24 protein-coding genes are annotated in these 24,902 nt (G+C 43.6%); 7 read left to right on the forward strand and 17 right to left on the reverse strand.

Going from position 1 to position 24,902, the window contains the following annotated elements; genetic code table 11:
* Window positions 1–23 precede the first annotated feature (23 nt).
* The 5 genes from flgD to ELS82_RS15110 form a co-directional block, all read right to left on the reverse strand.
* Complete coding sequence (flgD, locus tag ELS82_RS15090; protein ID WP_134836212.1) at window positions 24–737, reverse strand: flagellar hook assembly protein FlgD; 714 nt, start codon at window positions 735–737, stop codon at window positions 24–26.
* A gap of 17 nt (window positions 738–754) precedes the next feature.
* Window positions 755–1,171, reverse strand: a complete 417-nt coding sequence (gene flgC / locus ELS82_RS15095) for a flagellar basal body rod protein FlgC (RefSeq protein WP_004415032.1) — start codon at window positions 1,169–1,171, stop codon at window positions 755–757.
* A gap of 4 nt (window positions 1,172–1,175) precedes the next feature.
* Complete coding sequence (gene flgB, locus ELS82_RS15100) at window positions 1,176–1,571, reverse strand: flagellar basal body rod protein FlgB (protein WP_053441807.1); 396 nt, start codon at window positions 1,569–1,571, stop codon at window positions 1,176–1,178.
* 269 nt (window positions 1,572–1,840) lie between these two features.
* Window positions 1,841–2,668, reverse strand: a complete 828-nt coding sequence (locus tag ELS82_RS15105) for a protein-glutamate O-methyltransferase (RefSeq protein WP_134836213.1) — start codon at window positions 2,666–2,668, stop codon at window positions 1,841–1,843.
* 11 nt (window positions 2,669–2,679) lie between these two features.
* Window positions 2,680–3,606: a chemotaxis protein CheV gene (locus ELS82_RS15110; protein WP_134836214.1), complete on the reverse strand. Its 927-nt coding sequence runs from the start codon at window positions 3,604–3,606 to the stop codon at window positions 2,680–2,682.
* A 77-nt stretch (window positions 3,607–3,683) separates the two neighbouring features.
* On the opposite strand from ELS82_RS15110, the gene flgA reads away from it, so the two are divergent.
* The 3 genes from flgA (at window position 3,684) to ELS82_RS15125 (ending at window position 5,272) form a co-directional block, all read left to right on the forward strand.
* Window positions 3,684–4,430 carry a flagellar basal body P-ring formation chaperone FlgA gene (gene flgA / locus ELS82_RS15115; protein WP_134836215.1) on the forward strand — a complete coding sequence of 249 codons (747 nt, stop codon included), beginning with the start codon at window positions 3,684–3,686 and terminating at the stop codon, window positions 4,428–4,430.
* Between the two features lie 79 nt (window positions 4,431–4,509).
* On the forward strand, window positions 4,510–4,824 hold the full coding sequence (flgM, locus tag ELS82_RS15120; protein WP_004415040.1) for a flagellar biosynthesis anti-sigma factor FlgM: 315 nt from the start codon (window positions 4,510–4,512) through the stop codon (window positions 4,822–4,824).
* 22 nt (window positions 4,825–4,846) lie between these two features.
* Window positions 4,847–5,272, forward strand: a complete 426-nt coding sequence (locus tag ELS82_RS15125) for a flagella synthesis protein FlgN (protein ID WP_134836216.1) — start codon at window positions 4,847–4,849, stop codon at window positions 5,270–5,272.
* Between the two features lie 88 nt (window positions 5,273–5,360).
* Here ELS82_RS15125 and flgP read toward each other — a convergent pair whose 3' ends face one another.
* The gene (flgP, locus tag ELS82_RS15130) at window positions 5,361–5,792 is read right to left on the reverse strand and encodes a flagellar assembly lipoprotein FlgP (RefSeq protein ID WP_004415045.1); all 432 of its coding nucleotides are present in this window, start codon (window positions 5,790–5,792) and stop codon (window positions 5,361–5,363) included.
* 8 nt (window positions 5,793–5,800) lie between these two features.
* Complete coding sequence (locus tag ELS82_RS15135; protein ID WP_053441803.1) at window positions 5,801–6,436, reverse strand: FlgO family outer membrane protein; 636 nt, start codon at window positions 6,434–6,436, stop codon at window positions 5,801–5,803.
* A 162-nt stretch (window positions 6,437–6,598) separates the two neighbouring features.
* On the opposite strand from ELS82_RS15135, the gene ELS82_RS15140 reads away from it, so the two are divergent.
* The gene (locus tag ELS82_RS15140; protein ID WP_134836217.1) at window positions 6,599–7,732 is read left to right on the forward strand and encodes a flagellar assembly protein FlgT; all 1,134 of its coding nucleotides are present in this window, start codon (window positions 6,599–6,601) and stop codon (window positions 7,730–7,732) included.
* Window positions 7,733–7,929: 197 nt separating this feature from the next.
* Window positions 7,930–8,436 carry a Fe3+-citrate ABC transporter substrate-binding protein gene (locus tag ELS82_RS15145; protein ID WP_053441801.1) on the forward strand — a complete coding sequence of 169 codons (507 nt, stop codon included), beginning with the start codon at window positions 7,930–7,932 and terminating at the stop codon, window positions 8,434–8,436.
* A 106-nt stretch (window positions 8,437–8,542) separates the two neighbouring features.
* On the opposite strand, the gene ELS82_RS15150 is transcribed toward ELS82_RS15145, so the two are convergent.
* The 6 genes from ELS82_RS15150 to chiP form a co-directional block, all read right to left on the reverse strand.
* A complete protein-coding gene (locus ELS82_RS15150; protein WP_134836218.1) occupies window positions 8,543–9,577 on the reverse strand; it encodes an OmpA family protein in 1,035 nt (344 codons plus the stop codon).
* 206 nt (window positions 9,578–9,783) lie between these two features.
* A complete protein-coding gene (locus ELS82_RS15155) occupies window positions 9,784–10,749 on the reverse strand; it encodes an OmpA family protein (protein WP_134836219.1) in 966 nt (321 codons plus the stop codon).
* 215 nt (window positions 10,750–10,964) lie between these two features.
* Window positions 10,965–11,942: an OmpA family protein gene (locus ELS82_RS15160; protein ID WP_134836220.1), complete on the reverse strand. Its 978-nt coding sequence runs from the start codon at window positions 11,940–11,942 to the stop codon at window positions 10,965–10,967.
* Between the two features lie 561 nt (window positions 11,943–12,503).
* A complete protein-coding gene (gene gltX, locus ELS82_RS15165) occupies window positions 12,504–13,931 on the reverse strand; it encodes a glutamate--tRNA ligase (protein ID WP_134836221.1) in 1,428 nt (475 codons plus the stop codon).
* A gap of 108 nt (window positions 13,932–14,039) precedes the next feature.
* Complete coding sequence (locus ELS82_RS15170; RefSeq protein ID WP_134836222.1) at window positions 14,040–14,636, reverse strand: YccT family protein; 597 nt, start codon at window positions 14,634–14,636, stop codon at window positions 14,040–14,042.
* Window positions 14,637–14,758: 122 nt separating this feature from the next.
* The gene (gene chiP, locus ELS82_RS15175; protein ID WP_134836223.1) at window positions 14,759–15,895 is read right to left on the reverse strand and encodes a chitoporin; all 1,137 of its coding nucleotides are present in this window, start codon (window positions 15,893–15,895) and stop codon (window positions 14,759–14,761) included.
* 493 nt (window positions 15,896–16,388) lie between these two features.
* Here chiP and ELS82_RS15180 point away from each other — a divergent pair, with 493 nt between their 5' ends.
* Both ELS82_RS15180 and ELS82_RS15185 read left to right on the forward strand, forming a co-directional pair.
* Window positions 16,389–19,067, forward strand: a complete 2,679-nt coding sequence (locus ELS82_RS15180; protein ID WP_134836224.1) for a heavy metal translocating P-type ATPase — start codon at window positions 16,389–16,391, stop codon at window positions 19,065–19,067.
* An 8-nt stretch (window positions 19,068–19,075) separates the two neighbouring features.
* Window positions 19,076–19,519 (forward strand): DUF411 domain-containing protein, encoded by a 444-nt coding sequence (locus tag ELS82_RS15185; RefSeq protein WP_134836225.1) that lies wholly within the window; start codon window positions 19,076–19,078, stop codon window positions 19,517–19,519.
* A gap of 50 nt (window positions 19,520–19,569) precedes the next feature.
* On the opposite strand, the gene ELS82_RS15190 is transcribed toward ELS82_RS15185, so the two are convergent.
* From ELS82_RS15190 to htpG, 4 genes are all read right to left on the reverse strand, one after another.
* Window positions 19,570–20,262, reverse strand: coding sequence for an oligogalacturonate-specific porin KdgM family protein (locus tag ELS82_RS15190; RefSeq protein ID WP_134836226.1), 693 nt, complete (start codon window positions 20,260–20,262; stop codon window positions 19,570–19,572).
* A 454-nt stretch (window positions 20,263–20,716) separates the two neighbouring features.
* The gene (gene hemH / locus ELS82_RS15195) at window positions 20,717–21,676 is read right to left on the reverse strand and encodes a ferrochelatase (protein WP_134836227.1); all 960 of its coding nucleotides are present in this window, start codon (window positions 21,674–21,676) and stop codon (window positions 20,717–20,719) included.
* Window positions 21,677–21,808: 132 nt separating this feature from the next.
* Complete coding sequence (gene adk, locus ELS82_RS15200) at window positions 21,809–22,453, reverse strand: adenylate kinase (protein WP_053441791.1); 645 nt, start codon at window positions 22,451–22,453, stop codon at window positions 21,809–21,811.
* A gap of 317 nt (window positions 22,454–22,770) precedes the next feature.
* Complete coding sequence (htpG, locus tag ELS82_RS15205; protein WP_134836228.1) at window positions 22,771–24,675, reverse strand: molecular chaperone HtpG; 1,905 nt, start codon at window positions 24,673–24,675, stop codon at window positions 22,771–22,773.
* Window positions 24,676–24,902 lie beyond the last annotated feature (227 nt).

The following is a 24,902-nucleotide window of genomic DNA, read 5'->3' on the forward strand; positions in this document are numbered from 1 at the left end:
TAGCATAACAACTTAATTAAGAGTTACGCCTTACCAACTTCTAGTACTTCAGCAAGTCGAACTGGCGACTCAAAGCCAGCCAGATTGAGTAGTACGTTACCATCACCTTTACCAAGAAGGACGCTGTTGACGTTTGCGTAAGTCGAAACTTCAAACTCTTTCGCCTTCCCGTCTAACAAACCCGATGCTTTCACATTGTATTTGCCAGCCGGCAATGGATTACCGTTTTGATCTTTACCATCCCATTCGACACGGTTATCACCCGCAGGTTTAGAACCGACTTCAAAGGTACGGACAAGCTGTCCCATCTGGTCTTCTACTCTTACCATCACGTTATCAACAGCTTGAGGTAGTTTGACCATAGCAGCCATATTGCCGTCATCTTTCTTCACGCCCGCAGCACCTGGTACTAAGACATCACGTCCAACTAAGGATGAAGCCTGTAGTGCTTGGTTAGAGGTCATTGACGCATTCAGTGTTTCAAACTGAGTGTTCATCTTGCCAATACCATCTACGGTTGCGAATGACGCCATTTGTGCAATCATCTGGTCATTACTAACCGGCTTAAACGGGTCCTGTTGGGCAAGTTGCTTAGTGAGCAGCGATAAGAAGTCTTCTTGCTTTAGATCTTGCTTACCTGTTGTCTCATTAGGCTTATTCTTGTCCTGAAGCTGTTTAAGCTGGTCGATATAGGACAAGCCACTCTGACCAACATTATTATTAATGCCTCCGGCCATCTGTTACCTCCTTATCCTTATTGACCCATCTGCAGCGTACGCAGCAGCATTTGTTTGCTAGCATCTGCTACTTGAACGTTCGTTTGGTATGAACGTGAAGCAGATATCATGTTAGCCATCTCTTCCATTACATTGACGTTCGGCTTGTAGATATAACCTTCGTCGTTTGCAAGTGGGTGGTCAGGGTTGTATTCCGCACTTAGCGGTTTATCACTTTCAACAATACCCATCAATTTCACTGGCACAGTATGGTCGCGGCCATACTTTGCCTTACTTAACTCAGCACCAAACACTGCATGACGCGCTTTGTAAGTATCTTTCGCTGAGCTAGAGATACTGTCTGCGTTTGCAAGGTTACTTGAGGTCGTATTTAGACGAACAGATTCAGCGCTCATGGCAGAACCAGTTACATTGAAGACGTTAAATAAGCTCATCTAATTATTCCCCTTTAATTGCTTTCGTTAAGTTCTTGAATTTACTTCCTAAGAAGTCAAGTGACGCTTGGTGGCGAATCTGGTTTTGCATAAACAAGTTACGCTCTAAATCCACATCCACCGTGTTGCCATCACCCGTGTCAGGTTGCGTTGGAAGACGATACATTACTTCCCCTGTCACTTGTGTAGAGGCAGCGATATGCCGACCATCAGTTCGGCTAAGACCAATGCTTGCCTCTGATGTTGCCGCCTGCAGTGCCTTTTGAAAGTCCATTCCTTTCGATTTGTATCCAGGCGTGTTCGCTTGTGCAATGTTGGTGGAAATCACCTCAGCATTGCGCTCACGTACTCCCACCGTGTGCTGGTGGATACCTAGTGCATTGTCAAAAGAAATAGCCATGTTGACCTCTACTTAAAGAACTGACCGTTAGTAATATTATAAAAGCAATATGTGTACCAACTTTTATACTTAGCCCAATTTTGCTTTCACGTTTTGTACAGCAATAACCACGCCAACTTAAGATTTGGCCGTAGTTATGGGGTTGAGATTTGGAATGCCTCACCAAAAGTATACTCGCTACACTCTTAGCACTCGAATTATTTTCTGAGCTACAGATACGCAAAAGCCCAGCGACAAGGCTGGGCTTTGATTAGAAAGAGTAGAACGCTCTACTTAAGTTTGTAGATGATTCCAGGGTTACAACGAACCATATCAAATCTATCGGTTAAACCAGTCAGAGATTCAGATGCACCAAGTAGCAAGTAACCACCCGGGTTCAGACTGTTTGCCATCTGGTTTAGGACCTGTGACTTCATATCTGGCGAAAAGTAGATCAAAACATTTCGACAGAAAATAATGTCAAACTTACCAAGTAACGCATAGCTATCCATCAGGTTTTGTGGACGGTAATTGACTAAGCGTTTCACATTGTCTTTCACTTTCATTCGGCCATCGCCTGCATCTTCAAAGAAGTTACGTCGGCGCTCAGGTGAAAGACCACGGCCAAGTGCTAAGTTGTCGTAAACACCCGCACGACACATATCTAGCATGCTTGCAGAGATGTCCGTTGCCGTAATAGAAACACTTGGAAGCATGCCCGGCTTGCGTTGTTGTTGCTCTAGCACCGTCATGGCCATTGAGTATGGCTCCTGACCTGAAGAACTGGCCGCTGACCAAATTTTAATCGGGCGTTTATTCGCTGCTGCTTCCGGTAGTAGCTTATTGGCTAATACTTCAAATGGGTAAGTATCGCGGAACCAAAGTGTTTCATTGGTCGTCATTGCATCGACAGCAGCAACTCGTAGTTCACGGTTACGCCCGCTCACCACATCTCTTAATAGATCAGAAAGAGAAGCCAACTTGAACTTAGTAACAAGTGGGCTAAGACGACTTCTAACGAGGTATTGCTTGCTATCACCAAGGACAATACCGCATTGTGACTCTAAGAAACGGCTGAAATCACGATACTCTTGATCGCTTATAGTTATTGCTGTCATTCACTTCTCTTTTAATTAGTAAGTGCCGATTTCACTGCATTACCCAACTCATCCGGGTTAAATTTCGCAATAAATGAGTTTGCACCAACACGCTCGACCATCGCTTGGTTAAATACCCCACTCAATGACGAGTGAAGGATCACATACAGATCTTTCAAATCAGGGTGGCGTCGAACTTCTGCAGTCAAAGTATAGCCATCCATCTCTGGCATTTCGATATCAGATATCACCAAAGAGATCTGATCATAAATACTACCAGTTGCAGCCATTTCGACTAGTTTATCATACGCTTCTTTGCCATCTTTTGCCGAAACAACTTCAAAACCTAGCGATGTGATCGCTCGTTCTACTTGCTTACGAGCAACTGTAGAGTCATCGGCAATAAGAATACGGCGTACAATTTCTTTTTCCGTTTCTGCTTGGGCAATCTCTTCACTAATCGACGAATCCATAGTCTCATCAACCGGAGTAATTTCAGCAAGAATTTTCTCTACGTCTAAAATTTCAACCAGTTCATTGTCGATATTAGTGACCGCAGTTAAGTAGTTCGCTTTACCAGCACCGTCTGGTGGCGGCAAAATTGCTTCCCAGTGCATATTGATGATACGTTCAACAGACGTCACCAAAAACGCTTGTATCGTACGGTTAAATTCTGCAATGACGACGAATGCTTTATCAACGTCAGTGGTAGGGCGTCCGCCAATCGCTAAACTAAGATCAATCACTGACACGGTATGCCCGCGAATATGAGCAACCCCTTTCACTAGAGGGTGCAAGTTTGGCATTGAAGTAAGCTTAGGGCACTGAAGTACCTCTTTTACTTTAAATACGTTAATTCCGTAACGCTGGCGCCCCATTAGGCGAAAGGTTAGGAGTTCTAATCGGTTTTGACCGACGAGTTGCGTACGCTGATTCACTGAATCAAGAATACCGGTCATAAGCTCATCTCCATCTCAAACTTCATGCTAAAAAAATGGTAATCTACATAGTGGCCATGAAAAACCAGAGAAACAGAATGATATATCCTAAAACATCATTACGCTCAATTTCCATAACTAATTGTAGAGCTTTCTATAAAAAGTTTCGTAAGTCTATCGGCTTTTTATTCTTTTTCTTTAGTTTTTCAGTGTATTCAGCAACAGAAAGCCAAATCGAGCTTATTCAACAAGCTGCAGAAGAATACATTATCGCCGAAATTGAGTGGCCAGTTGGGGGGCAACTAGAAGCTAAAGCGGCAAATATCGATAGTCGTATATTTGCCACCGATTGCCCAAGCCCGTTATCAAGCTCTTCCTCTTCGACTAACCCAAGCTCCAGTAATATTACGGTGTTGGTTGAATGTCCCGAAGATAACTGGCGGGTCTACGTACCAGTGCGCCTGATTCGTACAGGCCCTCAAGTCACCCTGACCTCGCCTATTTCTCGTGGCCAACTGATTTCTGAATACGATGTCACTCTAAGTATGGTAGACCTTCAACGTTTTAGACGGCAAGGATTTACCTCGATTGACGCGGTAATCGGCGCAAAAGCGAAGAAAAATCTTCGCGCCGGGGAAGTGATTGAGGATAGAGACATTTGTGTTGTATGCCGCAATGAAACCGTGACGATCAAAGCCATGAAATCTGGGATGACCATTACAACAAAAGGGGTTGCTCTGACAGATGGTTCACACGGTGAGCAGATAAGAGTGAAAAATAGTAAATCCAACCGTATAATTGAAGGACGAGTATCTGGAATTTCGGAAGTCACGGTAGTCTTTTAGCCAATCTAAAAAAAAGCTAAAGTTCTTACCGCACTCGTCGATATTGACAGTACAAGTTCTATTTTAAAAAGGCTCATCTATGGCAGGCATTGATAATATACGTTCGGGGCAAACACTCTCGACAACGACGAGAAGCTCAGTTCGCAATGATAACTCAACGACTAGCGGTTCTGACTCAGCAAAGAAGTCAACCGTTGCGCAAGACGCTGTTTCACTAAGCTCTCAGGGCAAGGCTGTCGGTGAGATGCACAATCAAATGGTTAGCCAACCTAGCTTTGATCAAGCAAAAGTTGCTGCGATTAAAGAAGCTATTGCCAACGGTTCTTACACGGTAGATCCGGAGAAACTGGCGGATAATATGATGAAGTTCGAAAAAGAACTTGGTGGACTTTAAATAGCGAATGAGAGTTCAATAGATGGCAGCACTACATGGTTTGGTCGAATTTCAATTGAAAAATGCTCTAGAGCTGAGTGATGTTCTTGAGCAAGAAAAACGCGCCATCACCAGTCGCCAATCCAAAGATATTGAACAGATAGCCAACAAAAAAGTCACCCTCATTGAACAACTGCAAGTCACCGATGATCGTATTCGTCGCCACCCTGACGTTGAAAGCTTAACCTCAGACCCAGAGTTGAGCCCTCTGGTAGAGCAAATTCGTACGCTTATATCTCAATGCCAACAAGCGAATGAAGTGAATGGTCAAGCATTGCAACGTGCGCAGTTAAGCTACAATAAGCTAAATAACTTGATGAAGCAGTCTCAAGGTAAACTTGGTATGACTTATACCGCTGAAGGCCAAACGAAGAATGTGACAACGCTTGGAACAAACATTAAGGCCTAGCCAATTTGTTCGCCAACTGCATAGAAAACCCAAACAAATAAAAAGCGGCAATGATTGCCGCTTTTTTTGTATCAGAGAGAATATTCAGTTAGAAAAGTGTTTGCTGCCTTTTTTCAGGCACTTGCTGAACTTCACCATAATCACGCAGTTTATTCATCTTCTCGATGTCTAAACGAAGTTCCGTCACATAGCTGTCACCGACTTTATAGCTGCGTACAACCTCAGCACCACGGATAACACCGTCTACCGCACCAGAGGTAAGCTCAGTCCCTAAACGTTGATCTTTAAGATCGGCTCTGCCACTTACACGCATGCCATATACTTGTTCAGCGAGTTCACGATAAGCGTCGATTTTTGATGCACGCATCGCGCGGACTTGTTTTTCGTCTTCGTTACGCCCTTTTTGCTCACTAATGCTGGCATAACCGACTGCAGTCAACCAATCATCAGGACGCATGTTCTGCAGAGGTTGGCAACCAACCATCATCAAAGCAACAACAAGAAGTAATAACTTTTTCATTGTCTCTCCTATGGACGCAGAATCACAGTATACGGTTGGGTCATTGTTGGGTCAGAGCGAATTAATACCCCATCTTGCGTACGAATACTATTAAGCGTATCAAGGTCTCGACCAATACGATCCGCTGGCAAGAAGCCTTGGGCCGTTGCAACAACGATTCTTGACTGCATACCAACAACACGTGCATTGACCAACACACCACCTTCTTGGCGAAGCATGGTACCCGTCAGTACATATTGGATGTCTTGTTCTTGCGCGAGATCTTTCCAATCTCGACTAAAGGCAAAATCACCTTGGTGAGTGACCTGAATCGATCCGGTTGTTTTAAAATCAACAACTTTAAACCCACGACGTTGGAACTGGTGAATAAACCCTTCCGATACAGAATTACCTAACCAATTGGTGGCATCCATATTCTGCAAATCAACAAATGACGTTACCGCAATCGGTGTACGAGCCGATACACTCGTATTTGAAATCATTAAGTCTTCGGTCATGCTCTCAACAAAAAAGTCAAGAGTATGACGCGGGCTGTCCATCAGCATAAACTGGGAACCATTATACGGTTCTTTACCATTATATATTGGCGCATACGCACAGGCGGTCAGAAATACCACTGGCACAAGCGATAACCATTTTTTCATTCTCTAATCTCCGATACATTAAGGCCTAAATGTCGACTCTTTTACGAAAAAACGAAAAGTGGAACATTCTTTGCTTTTCTATCAATGCAACTATTAAGAAAGGCAATGCCTAAATCAGCTAAGATTTATTAAGCAAAAAATGAACCAACTTGGTAATCAATCATGAAAAAATCGCTTCTGTACTTTTTATCAACCGTCTACTTAAGCCTATTTGCACACAGTGCACTGGCAGGTTGGTATGAAGTGACGGGAACTTCAACTATCGTTTCATCAGAAGAAGTGGCCCGTGTTCACGCGCTAGAAGACGCAATCTACAAAGCAGTGAGCTTTTCAGGTGCTGATATCGGTAGCATCGCTAACCTGAGACCACTACTTGAAAGTGGCCGTAAAGAGTATCAATTCACGGGCACTGAAGTGCGCTATATCTTAGTCGAAGAGGAAAGAACTCGCAGTGGCGTTATGTTCGTCAAAGCACGTATCGATATTTATCCATCGGCAACAGGTTGCCATGTCAGCCAGTATAAAAAGACCTTCTTAGTTGGAAATATTGATCTCGCTTCTCCTCAACAAGCGGTAATGGGCCAGATATACAGTGTCGGTGACGATTTTGCCAACGTCATCAACCGTCAATTAGATCAAGAATCTGCTAGTTTTATTTCCGTTGGTACGACCGACTTTGAGATCAGTAAGAAATACCCAGAGCGACTTAAAATGATCGCTGAGGATACAGGCGCGCAGTACATTATCGGGGGTGTGATTACCGATCTCACCGCAACCATAGAAAAAAATCTGATTAAAGATGACGTCATCAACCGCCAGTTTGCGCTCGAGATGACCATCTTCGATGGCAAGACTGGCAATGAAGTCTATAACCGTAACTATCGTGAAGTCGCTCGTTGGCCATTTGCCAAAACCAGCCAAGTCGATACTAAAAGTGCGCGTTTCTGGGCGTCAACCTACGGTGATATGATGCTTCGTGTCAGTCGAAATATCATGCTCGATCTAGAGTCAGAAGTATCTTGTAAAATCACACTGCCGGAAGTCGTCGCTAAGTGGGGCAATACCATTACGATTGACCTAGGGCGTGTTCATGGCGTTCAAGAGGGTGACAAACTACAACTTTGGCACACTGGATCATTCATCGACCAGCGTGGTTTACCGCGAAACAAAGTTACAGAAACTGACATAACACTAACGGTATCTCGCGTATATGAAAACGAAGCGGAGCTGTCTGTCGATCAAGCAGAATTAGCAGGCAGTATTCAGCTCGGAGATGTTATGCACAAATTACTGTAGCTATATGACCAAAGTGACACTACGCTCCGTCGCACAGATACGTAGTGTGTTCTCTTCCTAACAGGTAGAATCCCAGTGTAAACACCCTCCTTATATCAGGGCCAAGTAAAAATGCTTGGCCCTTTTGCTTTCTTGGCTTCACCATCCTTTAACTTTCATCTAAAATAATTATTAATAAAGTTATCTGTAGTCAAACAATGAAAAAAAGTAACTTAGAGACCAACACTGGTCATCGCTTCATCTCTAAGGCCAAAACAGCCTTCAAAATTCATATCCATACTCCAGATGACAAAGTCATCCACCGCTCTGTCGGCTACATTCGTATTGGAGAGAAGAAAGGCCTGCAGAAAGCGATTAAGTTGCGAAATGAAATGGGCAGTGAGATGTGGGGCAAATTTTGGCGCCGTCTACTCAAAGACCCTTACCTCATGACACGTTTACCCCACTCACTTGAGCCTAAGATTATCTTTAAACCTAGACCGACCAAAGATAACCCAGACGCTAAAGATGAATGCTATATCGCCGCATGGCGCAACTATGATGAGAACGGCAAACTCATATACAGAAGTGTGGTTTGCTCAATAAAGAAACACGGCCGGTTGGCCGCCTACTCTAAAACTAAAAAAGCACTACTTGCGGCCAACAAGGAGAACTTAGAGATCCTTGAGTTTATGGGCCGATTGAACAGTATCGATTTAAAGTAGCTAACAGATCATCTGTGGCATAGAGTTTTATATTCGACGGTAACGACAACAAATAAAGCCTTGGCATATGCCAAGGCTTTTTATTAAGGACAGTAATTAAATAATCTTAAAGATCGTAGCCTGGCACTTTGATTTCTACACGGCGGTTTTTAGAACGACCTTCTGCAGTATCATTAGAAGCAATTGGGTTACTTTCACCCTGACCACTTACAGTAATACGCGAAGATTCAACACCCTGGCTTTCTAGCTCATCCGCCACTGCTTGTGCACGTTGCTCTGAGATAGTTTGGTTATATTCTGCCGAACCGCTAGAGTCTGTGTGACCAACTAGTTCAATGGATACTTCTGGTTTTTGGTTTAAGAAAAGCGCTAATGCTGCTAGCTCATCTTTACTTTGTGAATTTACTTCAGTGCTGTTTAGCGGGTAGTCGCTCGGCTCAACCTTCTCTAGCTTAGCCTTAGCTTCCTCTTTAGCCTGCTCTTCAGCTTTAGCTTGTTCTTCAGCCAATGCTTGCTCTGCTGCCGCCTGTTCTTCCGCAGCTTGCTCTGCCGCCACTTCTTCAGGTGTCTTTTCTTCTGTTGCCGCTACAGCAGCTCCACCAGCCGCTGCTGCGCCTGCTGCCGAAGAGCCAAACTTATAGACCATACCTAACGTTGCTGAATCTGCTGCTGCAGTGTGGAAATCATTACTGATATCGGTAATACGTTGGTACTCAGCACGGATACTCAGGTTTTCTGTTGCATCGTATTCAACACCAAGAGCACCTAAGTAAGAAGCATCGCTTTCATTACCATATTCTACGTATGCACCACCCACTTTACCATATGCAGAAATAGCCTCTGTAAGTGGCAAGCTCAGCTTAGGCGCCAGTGTCCAAGCTTGAACTGAGTCATCGCCAACACCATCAACGTGGTACTCACCGAGGTAATCATAACCACCTTCAATCGCAATATACTCTGAGAAATCATAACCAAAAATTAGACCACCTGACATGTCATCATCATCACAAACAGATGTTGCCGAACATGTCGCGTCATCAAGCCATGTATTACCTACTTTACCACCTAGGTAAACATTCGCGTTTGCGCCTGCGGACGCCAGCATTAGTGCACTAGAAATTGCCACTGCTAATTTTTTCATTGATATATCCTTATTTGTTTTATTTCTATCGAAGTTCATATAAGTGAATGCAAGAACAACAAAAAAGAAATTAGCACGTTGAATAAAAAACAAAACACCATACGCACAAGTCTAACAATCAGCTAACAAATCAGACATAACTCACACATTTGTTAAAAATAAAAAAGCCTTGGCACTAGCCAAGGCTTCTATCTGGATTGGTTACGCTACTTTTCTTCGTATTCGAAGCCCGGTACCGTGATCTCGACGCGACGGTTTTGAGCACGGCCTTCACGAGTGTCATTCGAAGCGATAGGGTTATTTTCCCCTTCGCCACTGACGGTAATGCGTGACGCTTCGATACCTTGGCTCTCTAACTCATCAGCCACCGCTTGAGCGCGCTTTTCTGAAAGCATTTGGTTGTATTCCGCAGCCCCACTTGAGTCGGTATACCCAGTAACTTCAACAGTTGCTTGAGGGTATTGCTCCATAAACTGAACCAACTCAGAAAGTTGAGATTTACTCTCTGGCTTCAACTCAGTGCTGTTTAATGCAAAGTGTCCAGAATCAACTTTGGTTGCATAGCTCTTGATGACAGGAGTCACAACAACCACTTCCTCTACTACTTCTTCAACCGTCTTTTCTTCTACAACGACAGGCTCTTGCTGCGCTTGGTCGTTATTACCAAAGTGGTAAACAAAGCCTAAAGTCGCTGAGTTAACAGCGGCCTTAACTAGATCATTGTTAACGTCTGTCAAACGTTGATACTCAAGACGGACTCTTACGTTGCTATCAGAGTTCAGCTCCAAACCCACAGCACCTAAGTAAGAGTTATCATCTTTATCGCCATATTCTACGTATGCGCCACCAAACTTACCGTAAAGATAGACAGTATCATTAAATGGAATCGTCAGTTTAGGCGCCAATGTCCAAGCATGGGCTTTATCGCCATCAATGCCATCAGCGGTAAACTCACCTAAATAGTCGTAGCCACCTTCTAGAGAGAGATAATCAAGAAATTCGTAACCGGCAAACAGCCCGGCAGTGATTGATTCATCATCACAATTTGCCGTTGCTGATGTACATGCATCATCTAGCCAAGACTTACCAACTTTGCCGCCAAGATAGAACTCTGCATTTGCTACTGAAGACAGCATCAAGGTTGCAGAAATTACCACTGCTAATTTTTTCATGCGTATTTCCTTATTGTTTTCCATTTACGCCTTCGCTCGCTAATCAACGAGTGATGTGAACCCGACAGCCCACATACGCACACTAACGCATAATCAGATCAAATAAAACATGAGCGATGGAACGGTTATTATTATATTCCCATATCTACTCTCAAAAATAAGAAAGCCCCGACCTAAGTCGAGGCTTTTTTCTGACGCTGTTATTTATTGAATTATTATTGAGCTACTTGGTACTCAAATTCAGGAACGATAACTTCAACACGGCGGTTTTGCTCACGGCCTTCGCGAGTTTCGTTAGATGCAATCGGGTTGTTTTCACCTTCACCACGAGCAGTAATACGTGAAGAGTCGATGCCTTTTTCTTCTAGAGCGTTTGCTACTGACTGTGCACGTTTCTCAGAAACAACTTGGTTGTATTCCGCAGCACCTGAAGTATCAGTGTAACCAACGATCTCTACATTAGCTTGTGGGTAAGTGTTCAGGAACTCAACTAGCTCGTCTAGTTGAGCTGCACTGTCTTGGTTTAGCTCAGTGCTGTTTAGCTTAAAGCTACCTGTACCTAGTTGTTGCGTTTCAAATGTTTTTGTTTCTACAACAGGTTCAGCTGGAGTTTCTTCTACTACAACTTCTTCTGTCATTTCTTCTTCAACAACTGCAACTGGTGCCGCTTCTTCGCTGCCGCCAAATTTGTAAACGAAACCAAGTGTTGCGCTGTTGCCCATAGCACGTACTTGATCATTGTTTGCATCAGTAATTGTTTGGTATTCAACACGAACTGTCACATTTTCATGTGAATCGAATTCGATACCAGCAGCACCTAGGTAAGAGTAATCATCTTGGTTGCCGTATTTCACGTACGCACCACCAAACTTACCGTAAAGTGAGATATCGTTAGTAATAGGTAGGTTTAGTTTAGGAGCTAAAGTGAATGCTTCAACTTTGTCATCATTTAGGCCATCAGCAGTGAATTTGCCTAGGTAATCGTAACCACCTTCAATTGATAGGAAGTCCCACATCTCGTAACCAGCAAACACACCTGCTGTCGATGCTTCGTCGTCACAGTTTGCTGTTGCAGTCGTACAAGCATCATCTAACCATGATTTACCTACTTTACCACCAACATACAGCTCTGCCATTGAAGGTGCAGATGCTAGAAGAAGTGACGCTGAGATTACCGCTGCTAATTTTTTCATTACTGTTTCCTTAATACTTAATATTAATGTCGTTATCGTTTAGCTTTGATCCTGCACTCAATCTCTCCAAGCAAAGTGGAGATGAGGTCCATTCATTCACTTCCTGATGTGTCATTTCGCTCCAGGTCAATCCGGTGCTTTAGCTAACAATAAACGTGACTATATGTAACCAACGGGGAGGACTATAAAGAGGATCAGTTCCATTAATAAAGGGGGGGAATGTCAGCATTTAGTTGCATTAAAGTCAGAGAAGTTTCAGGGAGCACTCTCAGCTCTTGCCACATAAGGGCTAACGCGGCTTCACACTTTTTGCGTTTTCCACGAAAAAAAACGCGCCTAAAGTAAAGATTCTTAAATTCAAGACGATATTTTGTAGGCATTTTCCCAAACAAATTTAGTAACACGCTCGATGAAGTTAGGTATTTTCAAAATAAAACACCAACTGATACGAGCAAATAATCAGTTCACTTGAACGCAGCAGTCACCCTAAGCACTCTTTAACACATAAAAAAAACCGCAGTATTAAACTGCGGTTTTGGTATCTAATCGAGAAAATAGAAACTATGCGTTCGCTTCACGCTCTTCGATAAATGCGATTGCCATCTTGATACGGGCAATAACACGCTCTTTACCAACAAGTTCCATAACCGCATCAACAGACGGAGACTGGCCACCACCTGTTACTGCAACGCGCAATGGCATACCAATTTTGCCCATGCCGATTTCTAGCTCTTCACAAACAGCAGCGATAACACCTTCTTTAATGTTCGCTGTTGTCCACTCTTCTAGCGCTTCAACTTTCGCTAGAGCAAGCTCTAATGGGCCTTTAGCGACGCCGCGTAGGTGCTTCTTAGCCGCGCCTGCTTCAAACTCAGAGAAATCTTCGTAGAAGTAACGGATCTGCTCTGCTAGCTCTACCAGCGTGTTACAACGCTCACCCACAAGCTTGATCACTTCAGTGATTGCCGGACCGTTTTCAACGTTTAGTTTCTGGTTATCTAGGTGCCATTGTAGGTACTCAGCCACATACTCAGGATCAGATGTCTTAATGTAGTGGTTGTTCAACCAAAGTAGCTTTTCAGTATTGAACGCTGACGCTGATTTAGAGATTGCATCTAGAGAGAACAGGTTGATCATCTCTTCTTGCGAGAAGATCTCTTGGTCACCATGAGACCAACCAAGACGTACTAGGTAGTTGTTAAGTGCATTTGGTAGGTAACCTTCATCGCGGTATTGCATAACAGAAACTGCGCCGTGACGCTTAGACAGTTTCGCACCGTCATCACCTAGGATCATTGCACAGTGAGCAAATACCGGTACTGGCGCACCTAGTGCTTCGTAGATGTTGATTTGACGAGGTGTGTTGTTGATGTGGTCTTCACCACGAACAACGTGCGTAATGCCCATATCCCAGTCATCAACCACAACCACGAAGTTGTACGTTGGTGCACCATCAGTACGACGGATTATTAGGTCATCTAGCTGGCTGTTAGCAATTTCGATGCGACCACGAATTTGGTCATCAAATACTACGCTGCCTTCTTTCGGGTTACGGAAGCGGATAACAAACGCATCGCCTTCTTTCGCTTCAGCATTAGCTGCAACGATTTTTGGGTGATTAGCATCGTAACGAGGCATCTCTTTCGCTGCTTCTTGCTCTGCACGGATTTCATCTAACAGCTCTTTAGATGCGTAACATTTGTATGCTTTATCTTCAGCAAGCAGCTTATCAACCATTTCGTTGTAACGGTCAAAACGCTTAGATTGGAAGTAAGGACCTTCATTCCACTCTAGACCCATCCATTGCATGCCTTCTAGGATCGCATCCACAGCTTCCTGAGAGTTACGCTCTAAATCTGTATCTTCGATACGTAGAACGAATTCACCGCCTTGGCTTTTAGCATATAGCCAAGAGTAAAGTGCAGTACGTGCACCACCAACGTGAAGGTAGCCTGTAGGGCTAGGAGCAAAACGAGTTTTAACCGTCATGTAAAATACCTTGATTGTCTAAATGACCACACCAATACCTTCAAAACAGGCTGGTGCCAAAATTGCGCGTTATTTTAGCACCGATATGTAATTCTACAATCCTTGGAATTACTTTAAGTTTTGCATGGCCCACTGCATAAATTCTTGCTGTTCTTCACGACTTAAGTCGCTGAATGATTGCTTGAGCGTTTTTGTCGCGGCAGGAGAGTTTGCAATATTTGATGTTGCCTGCTGTTTGTGTGCCACGTTGTTGTAGTCTGCAACCTCTCTTTTATAATCACGAAATCCCTGAAGACCGCCTTTGTTTAATTGAGTCAGCGAGAATTGAACATCATTACCTGTTTTATTTTTCAAGGTAACTATTGGGCTCTTTTCAAATGCCTTTGCATCTTCAATGGTACGAAACTTACCGTAAGTTAGCGTTAGCTGCGTATCTTTTTCCGCTTCAAATTCCAATAATAGCGGCTGTGAATCAAATTTTCGACGCTTACCATCTTCAAATACAATTTGACCGACGGTGACAGCCAGTTGGTTGTTACCACTTTCAATGTCGATACTATTGTTTTCAGAAATCTGCCCTGGGTAAATAGATTCTCCATTTAGGACACGAGGCGTAAGTTCAGCTTGTAGAGTAAGTTGGGCAGCAAATATAGGCGCAGACGCTATTGCGCAAAGAGCTATTAGAATAGTATTTTTTTTCATCATGGTTTCTCTTCTTCTACCAATTTAGATAAGCCATAGAAATCAACAGGCCATTAACTTCAATGACTTATATAGATTAGCATTAACACAAAAAGGGCGTTTCCGCCCTTTTTATCGACTCTCTATTAGAAGTAGTACTCTACACCTACAGAGAATTCATCGTAGTCAGCCGACTTCCAACGGTTCGCACCGTCATCTGAGTCAGTCCAACCACCTACATATGTTGCACCGTCACCAAAGTCTAAGGTACGAGCACGTACATAGATAACTGCTGATGGATCTACGAAGTACATAACTTGCGCTGATAGTACGTCATCAGCCGTATTGTCGATTGTCTGACCATCGCGCTCTAAGTCGAAGTTAGCTGCGTAACCTAGCTTGTACTGCCAATCACCAGTCGTGTACATCAGACCAGCAGAAACTGCATCTTGCTTCTCGCTGACACCGTTGCTCGCATCCGCTTCCATATATTTATATTGAGCGAAGAACGAAATACCATTTTCGAACCAACCTTGAACACCGACTAGATAACTGTTGTTTTCCCATGTCTGGCCTTCGGCTTCAATATTGCGGTTGCCTTCATACGCAGCATCTAATTGCAGTGGACCCAGTTTGTAATGTGCTGCAATACCACCCCAGTAATCATCACCGGCACCCATACCAGCGCTATCACCAGCACCAGCAGCGATGTCTAATGAGAACTTGTCTGCGTACATTGGGGAGTCCCAGCGGATAGTGTTTGACTGACGATCTTGGTATTTAGCACCGCCAATAGCCCCACCCCAGTCATATACATCGCCTAGACCTGGGTTAGATGCTGGCCAATCAACTAGTTCATACATAGGTGTTAGTACGCGACCTAGACGAATTTGGCCCATTGACTCACTTTCAAAGCCGACAAACGTATCACGCTCACCTAAGCCAGCACCTTCACCACCAAAGCTTGGGTCAACGTAGCCACCCTCGATTTGCCAAATAAACGTTGGCCCGAAGTTAGCAAAATCTTTTTTACCGCGGAAACCAATACGAGACTCGTTGTTTAACTGCATGCCTCCAAGATCATCATCCGTTGCATTACTACCAGAGTCATAATCACGATACGCGGCCTGCATCGCAATAATACCGTAGACTTCATATGCAAATGAATCCTTAGTTAAGTAGTTCTTTGCTGCGTCGCTGTTTGCGCCATCAGCAAACGCTGCACCACTTAGAACCAAGCTTGATACTGCTGCTCCTAGCAATGTCTTTTTGAAATGAGACATAAGAATAACCCCTATTATTAAGAATTTATTTTTTGTTAGCACTCCCCAACAAACCACCTAACTGCATGATTAAAAGGGGAGAACCATTTATGGACGGGTTCATCTTGGCAAACTTTTTTTTCTTCAAAAAACTATCCAAAGAAAAATCTGACTCACTTCAAAACGGGTTTTATCAACCTCTTTATTTATCATTAAAAATCAACAACTTACACAAAAAACATAAAACATAAAAAACGTCAATTTTAGAAAAACCAGACAAATACTGGTAAACATCCAGAAAAATCGTTATCTACATCTCATTGATTTTTGAACATTTTACGGAACTTTATATTCACCAATAAAAAAGTTAGAGGTAACTCGCATTAAAAAACGTTAAAAGTCCTAAGCAAAAAACAAAGATTAACGATTTTGACTTTCGCATAATCAATGTTTGACCTTACCCTTGAGTTAAGGTTTATGCTTAGTCATCATCGCTTTTAATGCAGGTAAGGTTATGGCTAAGTTTGATATTCCCCTATCAGGGCTCAATTGCATGGGGTGTGCGAGAAAGGTTGAGAACAAACTCACTTCAGAACTTGATACGACAATCTACGAGCTTTCTCCAACCTTTGTCTCAATAGAGAGCGCACTAACATTTCTTGAGATAGAAAAGTCGGTCAAAGAACTTGGCTACCAAGCGGGTCACCATTATCAGCTACACCTTAGTGGACTCAATTGTGGAAAGTGTGTCGCCAAGCTTGAAAAAGCGTTGAGCGAGGATGCGTATGTCGGTCAGTTCTGCGCCTCAAAAAGTGAACTTTCAGTCTCATCCCTACATTCGTTGGAAACCCTACAGGCTTTAGTTGCATCGCTTGGCTATCAAGCCACATTAAATGAACCTCAGGGAGATGAGGTTGAAGAAGAAATCCAAACCTCATCGATAGAAAACAACACTATTGATGCACTTCATACCCACCAGCTTCTGATATCTGGTATGACTTGCGCAAGCTGTGTTGCATCGGTTGAAAAAACAATAATCAGCGTCGCTGGTATAGATAAAGCGCAAGTTAACCTCGCGGAACAAAGTGCGATCGTATATAGCGCATTAGATAGCAATCAAATAGAGACTCAACTGCTTCCCGCAATAAACAAAGCAGGCTACCAAGCGCAACTTGTAACTGACTCAGAAACGCAACAATTAAAACAGCAGCAACAGCAGGCATTGGTTCAAGCCCACCACAAACGCAGCGCTTGGTTTGGCTTAGCCGTCGGAGCCCCATTGATGCTTTGGGGAGTGCTGGGTGGAAATATGATGATCCGCAATCCCCAAGACCAAGTTGCTTGGGGAATTGTCGGCCTCATTTGTCTTTGGCTACTTGCAACAGCGGGCCGCTCATTCTTTGTCAATGCGTGGCAAGCACTCACTCACAAACGTGCGACTATGGATACACTTGTAGCATTAGGTGTTGGTTCTGCATGGCTGTTCTCGATGTTGGTTGTGCTAGTGCCTGATTTTTTCCCAGCACCATCGCGCCATGTTTACTTTGAAGCAAGCGCCATGATCGTCGGTCTTATCTCCCTTGGTCATTATATCGAAGCCAAAGCCAAAGCTAAGACCACCTTGTCTCTTCAAGCACTAATTGGCCTTCAGCCTCAAACTGCGAATTTAGTTACCGATAAAGGTGAGCAAGTTATTGATATCAAAACCATTCAAGTTGGTATACTGTTGAGGGTAAAACCCGGAGAGAAAATTCCAGTCGACGGACGAGTTCAATCAGGTGAATCTTATTTAGATGAGTCGATGCTTACCGGCGAACCGGTACCGGTTAACAAACAGATCGGTGATACCGTCTCAGCTGGCACCATCAACCAAGATGGCTCTCTGGTTATTGAAGCTCAGGGCGTTGGCAACAATACAATGCTAGCGCGCATTGTCACTATGGTTCGCCAAGCCCAAAGCAGCAAACCGAAAATTGCCAAACTTGCCGATCAGATTTCCGCAGTATTTGTTCCTATCGTCGTCGCTATTGCACTTTTCTCAGCGTTGGTTTGGTATTTAGTTGGACCTCAACCAAGTGCGAGCTATATGTTGGTCGTCGCGACTACTGTTTTGATCATCGCGTGTCCATGTGCACTGGGTCTAGCGACGCCTTTATCTGTGACGGTTGGGGTTGGAAAAGCGGCTGAAATGGGCATTCTGATCCGTGACGCCAATGTTTTACAATCAGCGAGTAAAATAGATACGGTTGTGTTTGATAAAACAGGCACATTGACCGAAGGTAAACCGCAAGTCCAAGCTATCTATGCCTTGAGCGGAAATGAGCAGGAACTGCTTTCACTCAGCGCTTCCGTGGAGCAATACTCAGAGCACCCTTTGGCAAAAGCCATCGTTAATAAAGCACTAGAGCAACACATCGCACTCGTAGATGTCTCCGATTTTAAAAACCATCGCGGACAAGGGGTAGAAGCACTATACGACAATTGCCCTATCTCACTGGTGTCACTTAATGTTGCCGAGAAAAAACAATGGGACCTCCAAGAGCTACACCCCACTCTTACTCAGTATCTCAATAATGCCTGGACGCCGATTATCGTCCAAGTGGGCGGTATGGTTAAAGGTGTCATAGCGATAGCTGATCCAATCAAAACGGATGCAAAAAAAGCAGTCACCGCTTTAAAAGCAATGAATATTGTCCCTGTGATGCTTACTGGTGACAATCAGGTGGTGGCTGAAGCAATCGCCATGCAGCTAGGAATTAACCAAGTAATTGCGCAAGTCTTACCCGACGAGAAAGCTAGCCATGTTGAAGGTTTACAACGACAAGGTAAGTGCGTTGCAATGGTCGGTGATGGTGTCAACGATGCCCCGGCACTGGCGATAGCGAACGTCGGAGTAGCAATGGGCAGTGGCAGTGATGTCGCTATCGAGAGTGCGCAAATGACACTACTTAACTCATCTCCTCTTTCAATAATCAGAGCAATTGAACTTTCCAAAGCAACCGTTCGAAATATGAAGCAAAACTTATTTGGCGCGTTCATCTACAACTCTTTGGGAATTCCGATTGCTGCTGGTGTTTTATACCCAACATTTGGCTTTTTATTGAGCCCTGTGGTGGCAGGGGCTGCCATGGCCCTTTCTTCGATTACCGTGGTTAGTAACGCTAACCGATTAAGATTATTTAAAACTTCGTAGAGGTTCCTATGAAAAGCAAAACTTTCGCCCTTACGGCACTATTCCTTTTGTCAGGTAATGCCATCGCAGCTGACGTTCTTAACCATAAGTCTCCCTACTGCGGCTGTTGTACCGAGTGGACTAAACACATGCAAGACGCTGGTTTCACCGTTGAAGAAAAACTGCATGAGAATATGAATCCGATTAAACAAAAGCTTGGCGTAACACCAGAGCTAGCATCATGTCATACCGCTGAAATTGACGGCTATGTATTTGAAGGACATATTCCGGCGGAAGACATTAAAGCTTTCCTTGAAAACCCGCCGCGCAATGCGAAAGGTCTTGCAGTACCAGGAATGCCAATGGGTTCACCAGGTATGGAATATGGCGACAAACAAGATGAGTACTCAGTGTACGCCTTTAATGAAAAAGGTCAGGTGTTTGAATACCGCCACTATAAAGGTAACCAATAAAAGAAAGCCCAGCAGATGCTGGGCTTTTTTAGGACAGTAATAAGTTTGGCTTAGAAGCCGTAAGATGCACCGAATACGAATGCATTGTTAACTAGGCTATCACCTGTTGCAGTTTCAGCACCATGTGCCTGAGAGCGGAACTCGAAGTATGGTTGAACACCTTGACGCGTCCACGTTGCACGAAGCTCGTGGTCCATTGTTTCAGCTTCAATCATGTATACGTTGTTGTAGCTGAACGTTACGTTTTCATCCATTACGTAACCAATGCGGTTATCCATGCGGTAATCTGTTTTCGCATCAGCGTCAGTTGCATCGATGTGCGCACGAGTACGGTTGCTTAGAGAGATACCGTTATCAAAGTTGTAGCCAATTTTTACTAATGGGCGGTATTGAATATTTTCACCCGCTGAGAATAGGTGCTGGTAACCAGCTGCAACCCAAAGGTTATCAGTAATGTTAAATGACTGCTCACCACCAACAGTGATTGCTGGAGTCGTGTTACCTGCGCCACCATTTTCAGTTTCAAGTTTACCAAGCTGAATACCATCAAACTCAGTGTAAACCGTAAGACCACCAAACTGGTTATCAAAAGTATGGCCAGCTTCTAGTGTTGAAGTCGCGCTAGAACCGTGGATACGACCATCATCATGGAATTGAACGTTACCTGTTACGTATGAAGAACCCGCGAATGCCGTTGAAGCGAAAGCAAGAGAAAGTGCGCTTAGCGTAAATAGTTTTTTCATTAGAATCTGCCTTAATATATCAAAAGTCGCCGCGGTTCTTATTTTGGTAATTCTTTACCATCGACCGCAAAGAAGGTTTGCCTCCCTGGCTTGCTTTTCATACTGCAAGAATTATTTTCCGATGAAAAATAAATACCCACTTAGTGAGACATGGCTCACCGTCAAAAACGGAAAAGAAATTTAATCCTTTAATTTCAATAGCTTAAATAAAGATAAAAATATCAAAAATGACGAAAAGTGATCGTTATCACGCTACCACCCTTATACCGTATGACTATATGGGGCTGGGTCACACCGGATTTAGATTTCACTTAATTTTCAATAATAATAATGAGATCTCGATCACTTCAATATAAGCATGATCAATACGAATCCTTTAACACTTTTGACTCAACAAATCATGGGTATAAAAAAAGCTGCCTCACGGCAGCCTTCTCAAACGATAACTTATCACTTAGTGACGGCGAGTTACCTCTGCCATCATCTGTAAATGAAGCTCATCGTCATTTAAGCAGGGTATATATGTGAAAGCTTCTCCACCATGCTCAATAAAGATCTCACGGCACTCTTCCGAAAGCTCTTCCAATGTCTCTAAACAATCAACGGAAAAAGCTGGAGCCATGATATCAAGCTTTTTTATCCCCTTGGTAGGCAGTGCTTCTAAGGTTTTATCTGTGTATGGCTGTAACCACTCCTCTCGTCCAAAACGAGACTGGTAAGTCATACCAATTTGCTCAGAGGTTAGCCCTAGCTCTTTTGCCAAAAGTTCTGTCGTGCGCTGACAGTGCTGAGGGTAAATATCACCGTTATCAGCATAGCGCTTAGGAATACCATGATAGGAACAGAGTAAGTAATCACCTTTACCCTTCTCTTGCCATGAGCGTTTGACACTTTCTGCTAGTGCTTTGACATAGGTGGGATGGTCATGGTAGTCACGGATAAACTGAAAACTTGGCGTAACTGGGATCTTCTTAAATGCTTTAGTCAAACCGTCAGAGACTGCTGCCGTTGTGGTACCGGAATACTGCGGGTATAAAGGCAGCACGATAACTTCCTCAACCCCTTGAGCTAGCAGTGATTCAACCCCTGTTTGCAGACTTGGATTACCGTAAGTCATGCCCAACTCAACTGGCATATCCACCAGCTGCTTTAACTTCTCAGCCTGACGTTTTGAGTACACCATAAGAGGTGAGCCCTCTTCCGTCCAAACCGACTGATAAAGTTTGGCGACCTTTGGCGCACGAATCGGCAAAATGACACCATGCAAGATTGGGCACCATAGCCAGCGAGTCATATCAACAACACGCTTATCATGCAAAAATTGACTAAGGAATTGTTTTACTGCTGGAGCAGTTGCTTCATCAGGTGTCCCTAAATTAACCAGTAACACACCTTGTTTTTTATTGTTTTGCATAGGTTCCTATCAATACTCAAATCGTTCTTTACGTGAAAAGGTCCAACATGGATCAAAGCGCGAACATAAAAAAAGCGACCTAATAAAGGTCGCTTTCACTATAACAAATTTTCAAAAATCGCTGTTAGCGATTTATGCTAACGCTTTCTCGATATCTGCACTAACTTCAGCAACTTGCTTAGTACCATCAAACTTAAGGTACTTAGTGTTACCTGCTTCAGCTTCTTTACCGTAGTAAGAGATTAGTGGAGCCGTTTGATCATGGTATACACCTAGACGCGCACGTACTGTCTCTTCTTTATCGTCATCACGAACAACGAGTTCTTCACCCGTTACGTCGTCTTTACCTTCCACTTTAGGTGGGTTGTAAACAACGTGGTAAGTACGACCTGATGGTAGGTGAGCACGACGACCAGCCATACGCTCAACGATCACATCGTCAGCAACGTCGAATTCAATAACGTAATCTACGTCAACACCCATTTCTTTCAGACCGTCAGCCTGTGGAATAGTGCGAGGGAAACCATCTAGTAGGAAACCTTTTTCGCAGTCATCTTGAGCAATACGCTCTTTGATTAGACCAAGGATGATTTCATCAGAAACTAGCTGACCAGCGTCAATTACAGCTTTAGCTTGTTTACCAAGCTCTGTACCTGCTTTGATAGCAGCACGTAGCATGTCACCAGTAGAGATCTGCGGAACACCGTATTTTTCCATGATGAAATTAGCTTGTGTGCCTTTACCTGCACCTGGAGCACCTAGAAGAATGATGCGCATGTTGAATCCTCTTAAGATAATAATGATTTATACCGAAGCTCACTATACTTAGCCAAGTCACGACTTCGCCGCTTGTCACGGTAAGTTTCGGTATAACCGTTCTTGTATTTAGCAATAAAACAGGCGTGCACATTACACGCCTGTTCACTTGGTTTCAAGATTGCATTCTACCATACAATTTAAAACCAAAGCGCGGTTTACGACTAAAGAATGCTTAAACACTCACACTCCCTACTCTTTCACGCAATTTTATTCACGATAAGCGCAAATAAATCAAAAAGCCCGCAAGATGCGAGCTTTTTGTATCAAATGAGCTATTAGCCCTTAGTCAAAAGCGTATTGATTGCGCCTAAGAATTGAGATGGATCTTCGATTGAACCACGCTCAGCCAGCATAGCTTGGCCCAGTAAAACTTCGACCCAACGACCAAACGCTTGTTCATCAGCTTCATCCGCCATTTGCTTAACTAAAGCGTGCTCTGGGTTAATTTCAAAGATGTACTTCACTTCAGGTGCCGCTTGGCCAGCCGCCTCTAGAAGCTTCGCCATCTGAGTTCCCATCTCAAAGTCATCAGTAACAACAACCGCTGGAGTACTTGCCAGTTTGAATGTAGTACGAACTTCTTTAACGCGGTCGCCCAAGTATTCTTTGGTGCGTTCAACCACAGACTTGAACTCTTCTTCAGTCTCTTTTTGCTTCTCTTTTTCCGCTTCGTCTTCAAACTTGCTGAGATCAAGACCAGCTTTCGTAATGGACTGGAACTGCTTACCATCAAACTCAGTTAGGTAGTTCATCACGTACTCATCAATACGATCGTACATTAGAACAACCTCGATACCTTTGGCTTTAAACTGCTCTAGGTGAGGGCTGTTTTTTGCCGCTGCATAGCTGTCCGCTGTTAGGTAGTAGATCTTATCTTGACCTTCTTTCATGCGCTCAACATAAGACGCTAGACCCACAGTCTGATCCGCAGAGTCCACTTCAGTAGAAGCAAAGCGTAGAAGACCTGCAATCTTCTCTTTATTGCTCATGTCTTCAGCAGGGCCTTCTTTCATTACTAGGCCAAACTGCTTCCAGAAGGTTTGATATTTCTCTTCATCATTCTTAGCCATGCGCTCAAGCATAGTCAGAACACGCTTAGTGCACGCACCACGCAGCGACTGAGTCACCTTATTGTCTTGCAGGATTTCACGAGAAACATTCAATGGAAGATCATTTGAATCTATCAAGCCGCGAACAAAGCGTAGGTACGATGGCATAAACTGCTCAGCGTCATCCATGATGAATACACGCTGTACATAAAGCTTTAGACCTGATTTGTGGTCTCGGTTCATCATATCCCAAGGCGCTTGAGATGGGATGTAAAGCAAGCTTGTGTAGTCGTTCTTACCTTCTACACGGTTATGGCTCCATACAAGTGGATCAGCAAAGTCGTGTGAAACATGTTTGTAGAACTCTTGGTATTCTTCTTCAGCGATATCTGATTTATTACGAGTCCAAAGCGCTTGAGCTTTATTGATTTGCTCCCACTTTTTAGTGCCTGTCTCTTTGCCTTCTTCATCGCGTTCAGCAGTCTGAATTGAAACAGGGATACCAATGTGATCAGAATACTTACTGATCACTTCACGAAGACGCCATTCGTTTAGGAACTCTTTACCTTCTTCACGCATATGAAGAATGATATCCGTACCACGTGATTCTTTTGTCACATCTTCAATCGTGTACTCGCCTTCACCAGCAGAGTGCCACTGTACGCCCTGTTCTGAGCTCAGACCTGCGGCACGAGTGCGAACCGTCACAGCATCAGCAACAATAAATGCAGAGTAGAAGCCAACCCCAAATTGACCAATCAGTTGAGAGTCTTTAGATTGGTCTTCCGATAATTTAGAGAAGAAATCAGCAGTACCCGATTTAGCAATAGTACCTAGGTGCTCAATAACGTCTTCACGGCTCATGCCGATGCCATTGTCAGAAATCGTTAGAGTATTAGATGTCTCATCAAAAGAGAGCTTTACACCTAGCTCGGCGTCGCCTTGATAAAGCTCCGAATTAGACAATGCTTGAAAACGCAGTTTGTCAGAAGCATCAGACGCATTCGAAATCAGCTCGCGAAGAAAAATCTCTTTGTTTGAGTAAAGAGAATGAATCATTAAATGAAGTAGTTGTTTTACTTCTGACTGAAAGCCACGAGTTTCTTTGTTATGTGTTGCAGTTTCGCTCATGATAACTCCATAAGTTCTATACTTATCAAGCCAATACATTCATAGTAAGAATTGGTAATTGGCCGAAATCTGTCAGTTAACATGAGGGTGACAATTGTAAATTCAAGGTCAATAAGCATAAAAACAGTGTTTTTTTGGTTTTATTTTGACTATCCTTGCACCTCTAAAAAATCAAAATTTCTAAACTGGTCACTTTTCGCACAAGTGACAGTCAGTACTGGGCAAGT

Origin of the sequence: Vibrio ouci (genome assembly GCF_004551525.1) — a bacterium.
Classification (GTDB): domain Bacteria; phylum Pseudomonadota; class Gammaproteobacteria; order Enterobacterales; family Vibrionaceae; genus Vibrio; species Vibrio ouci.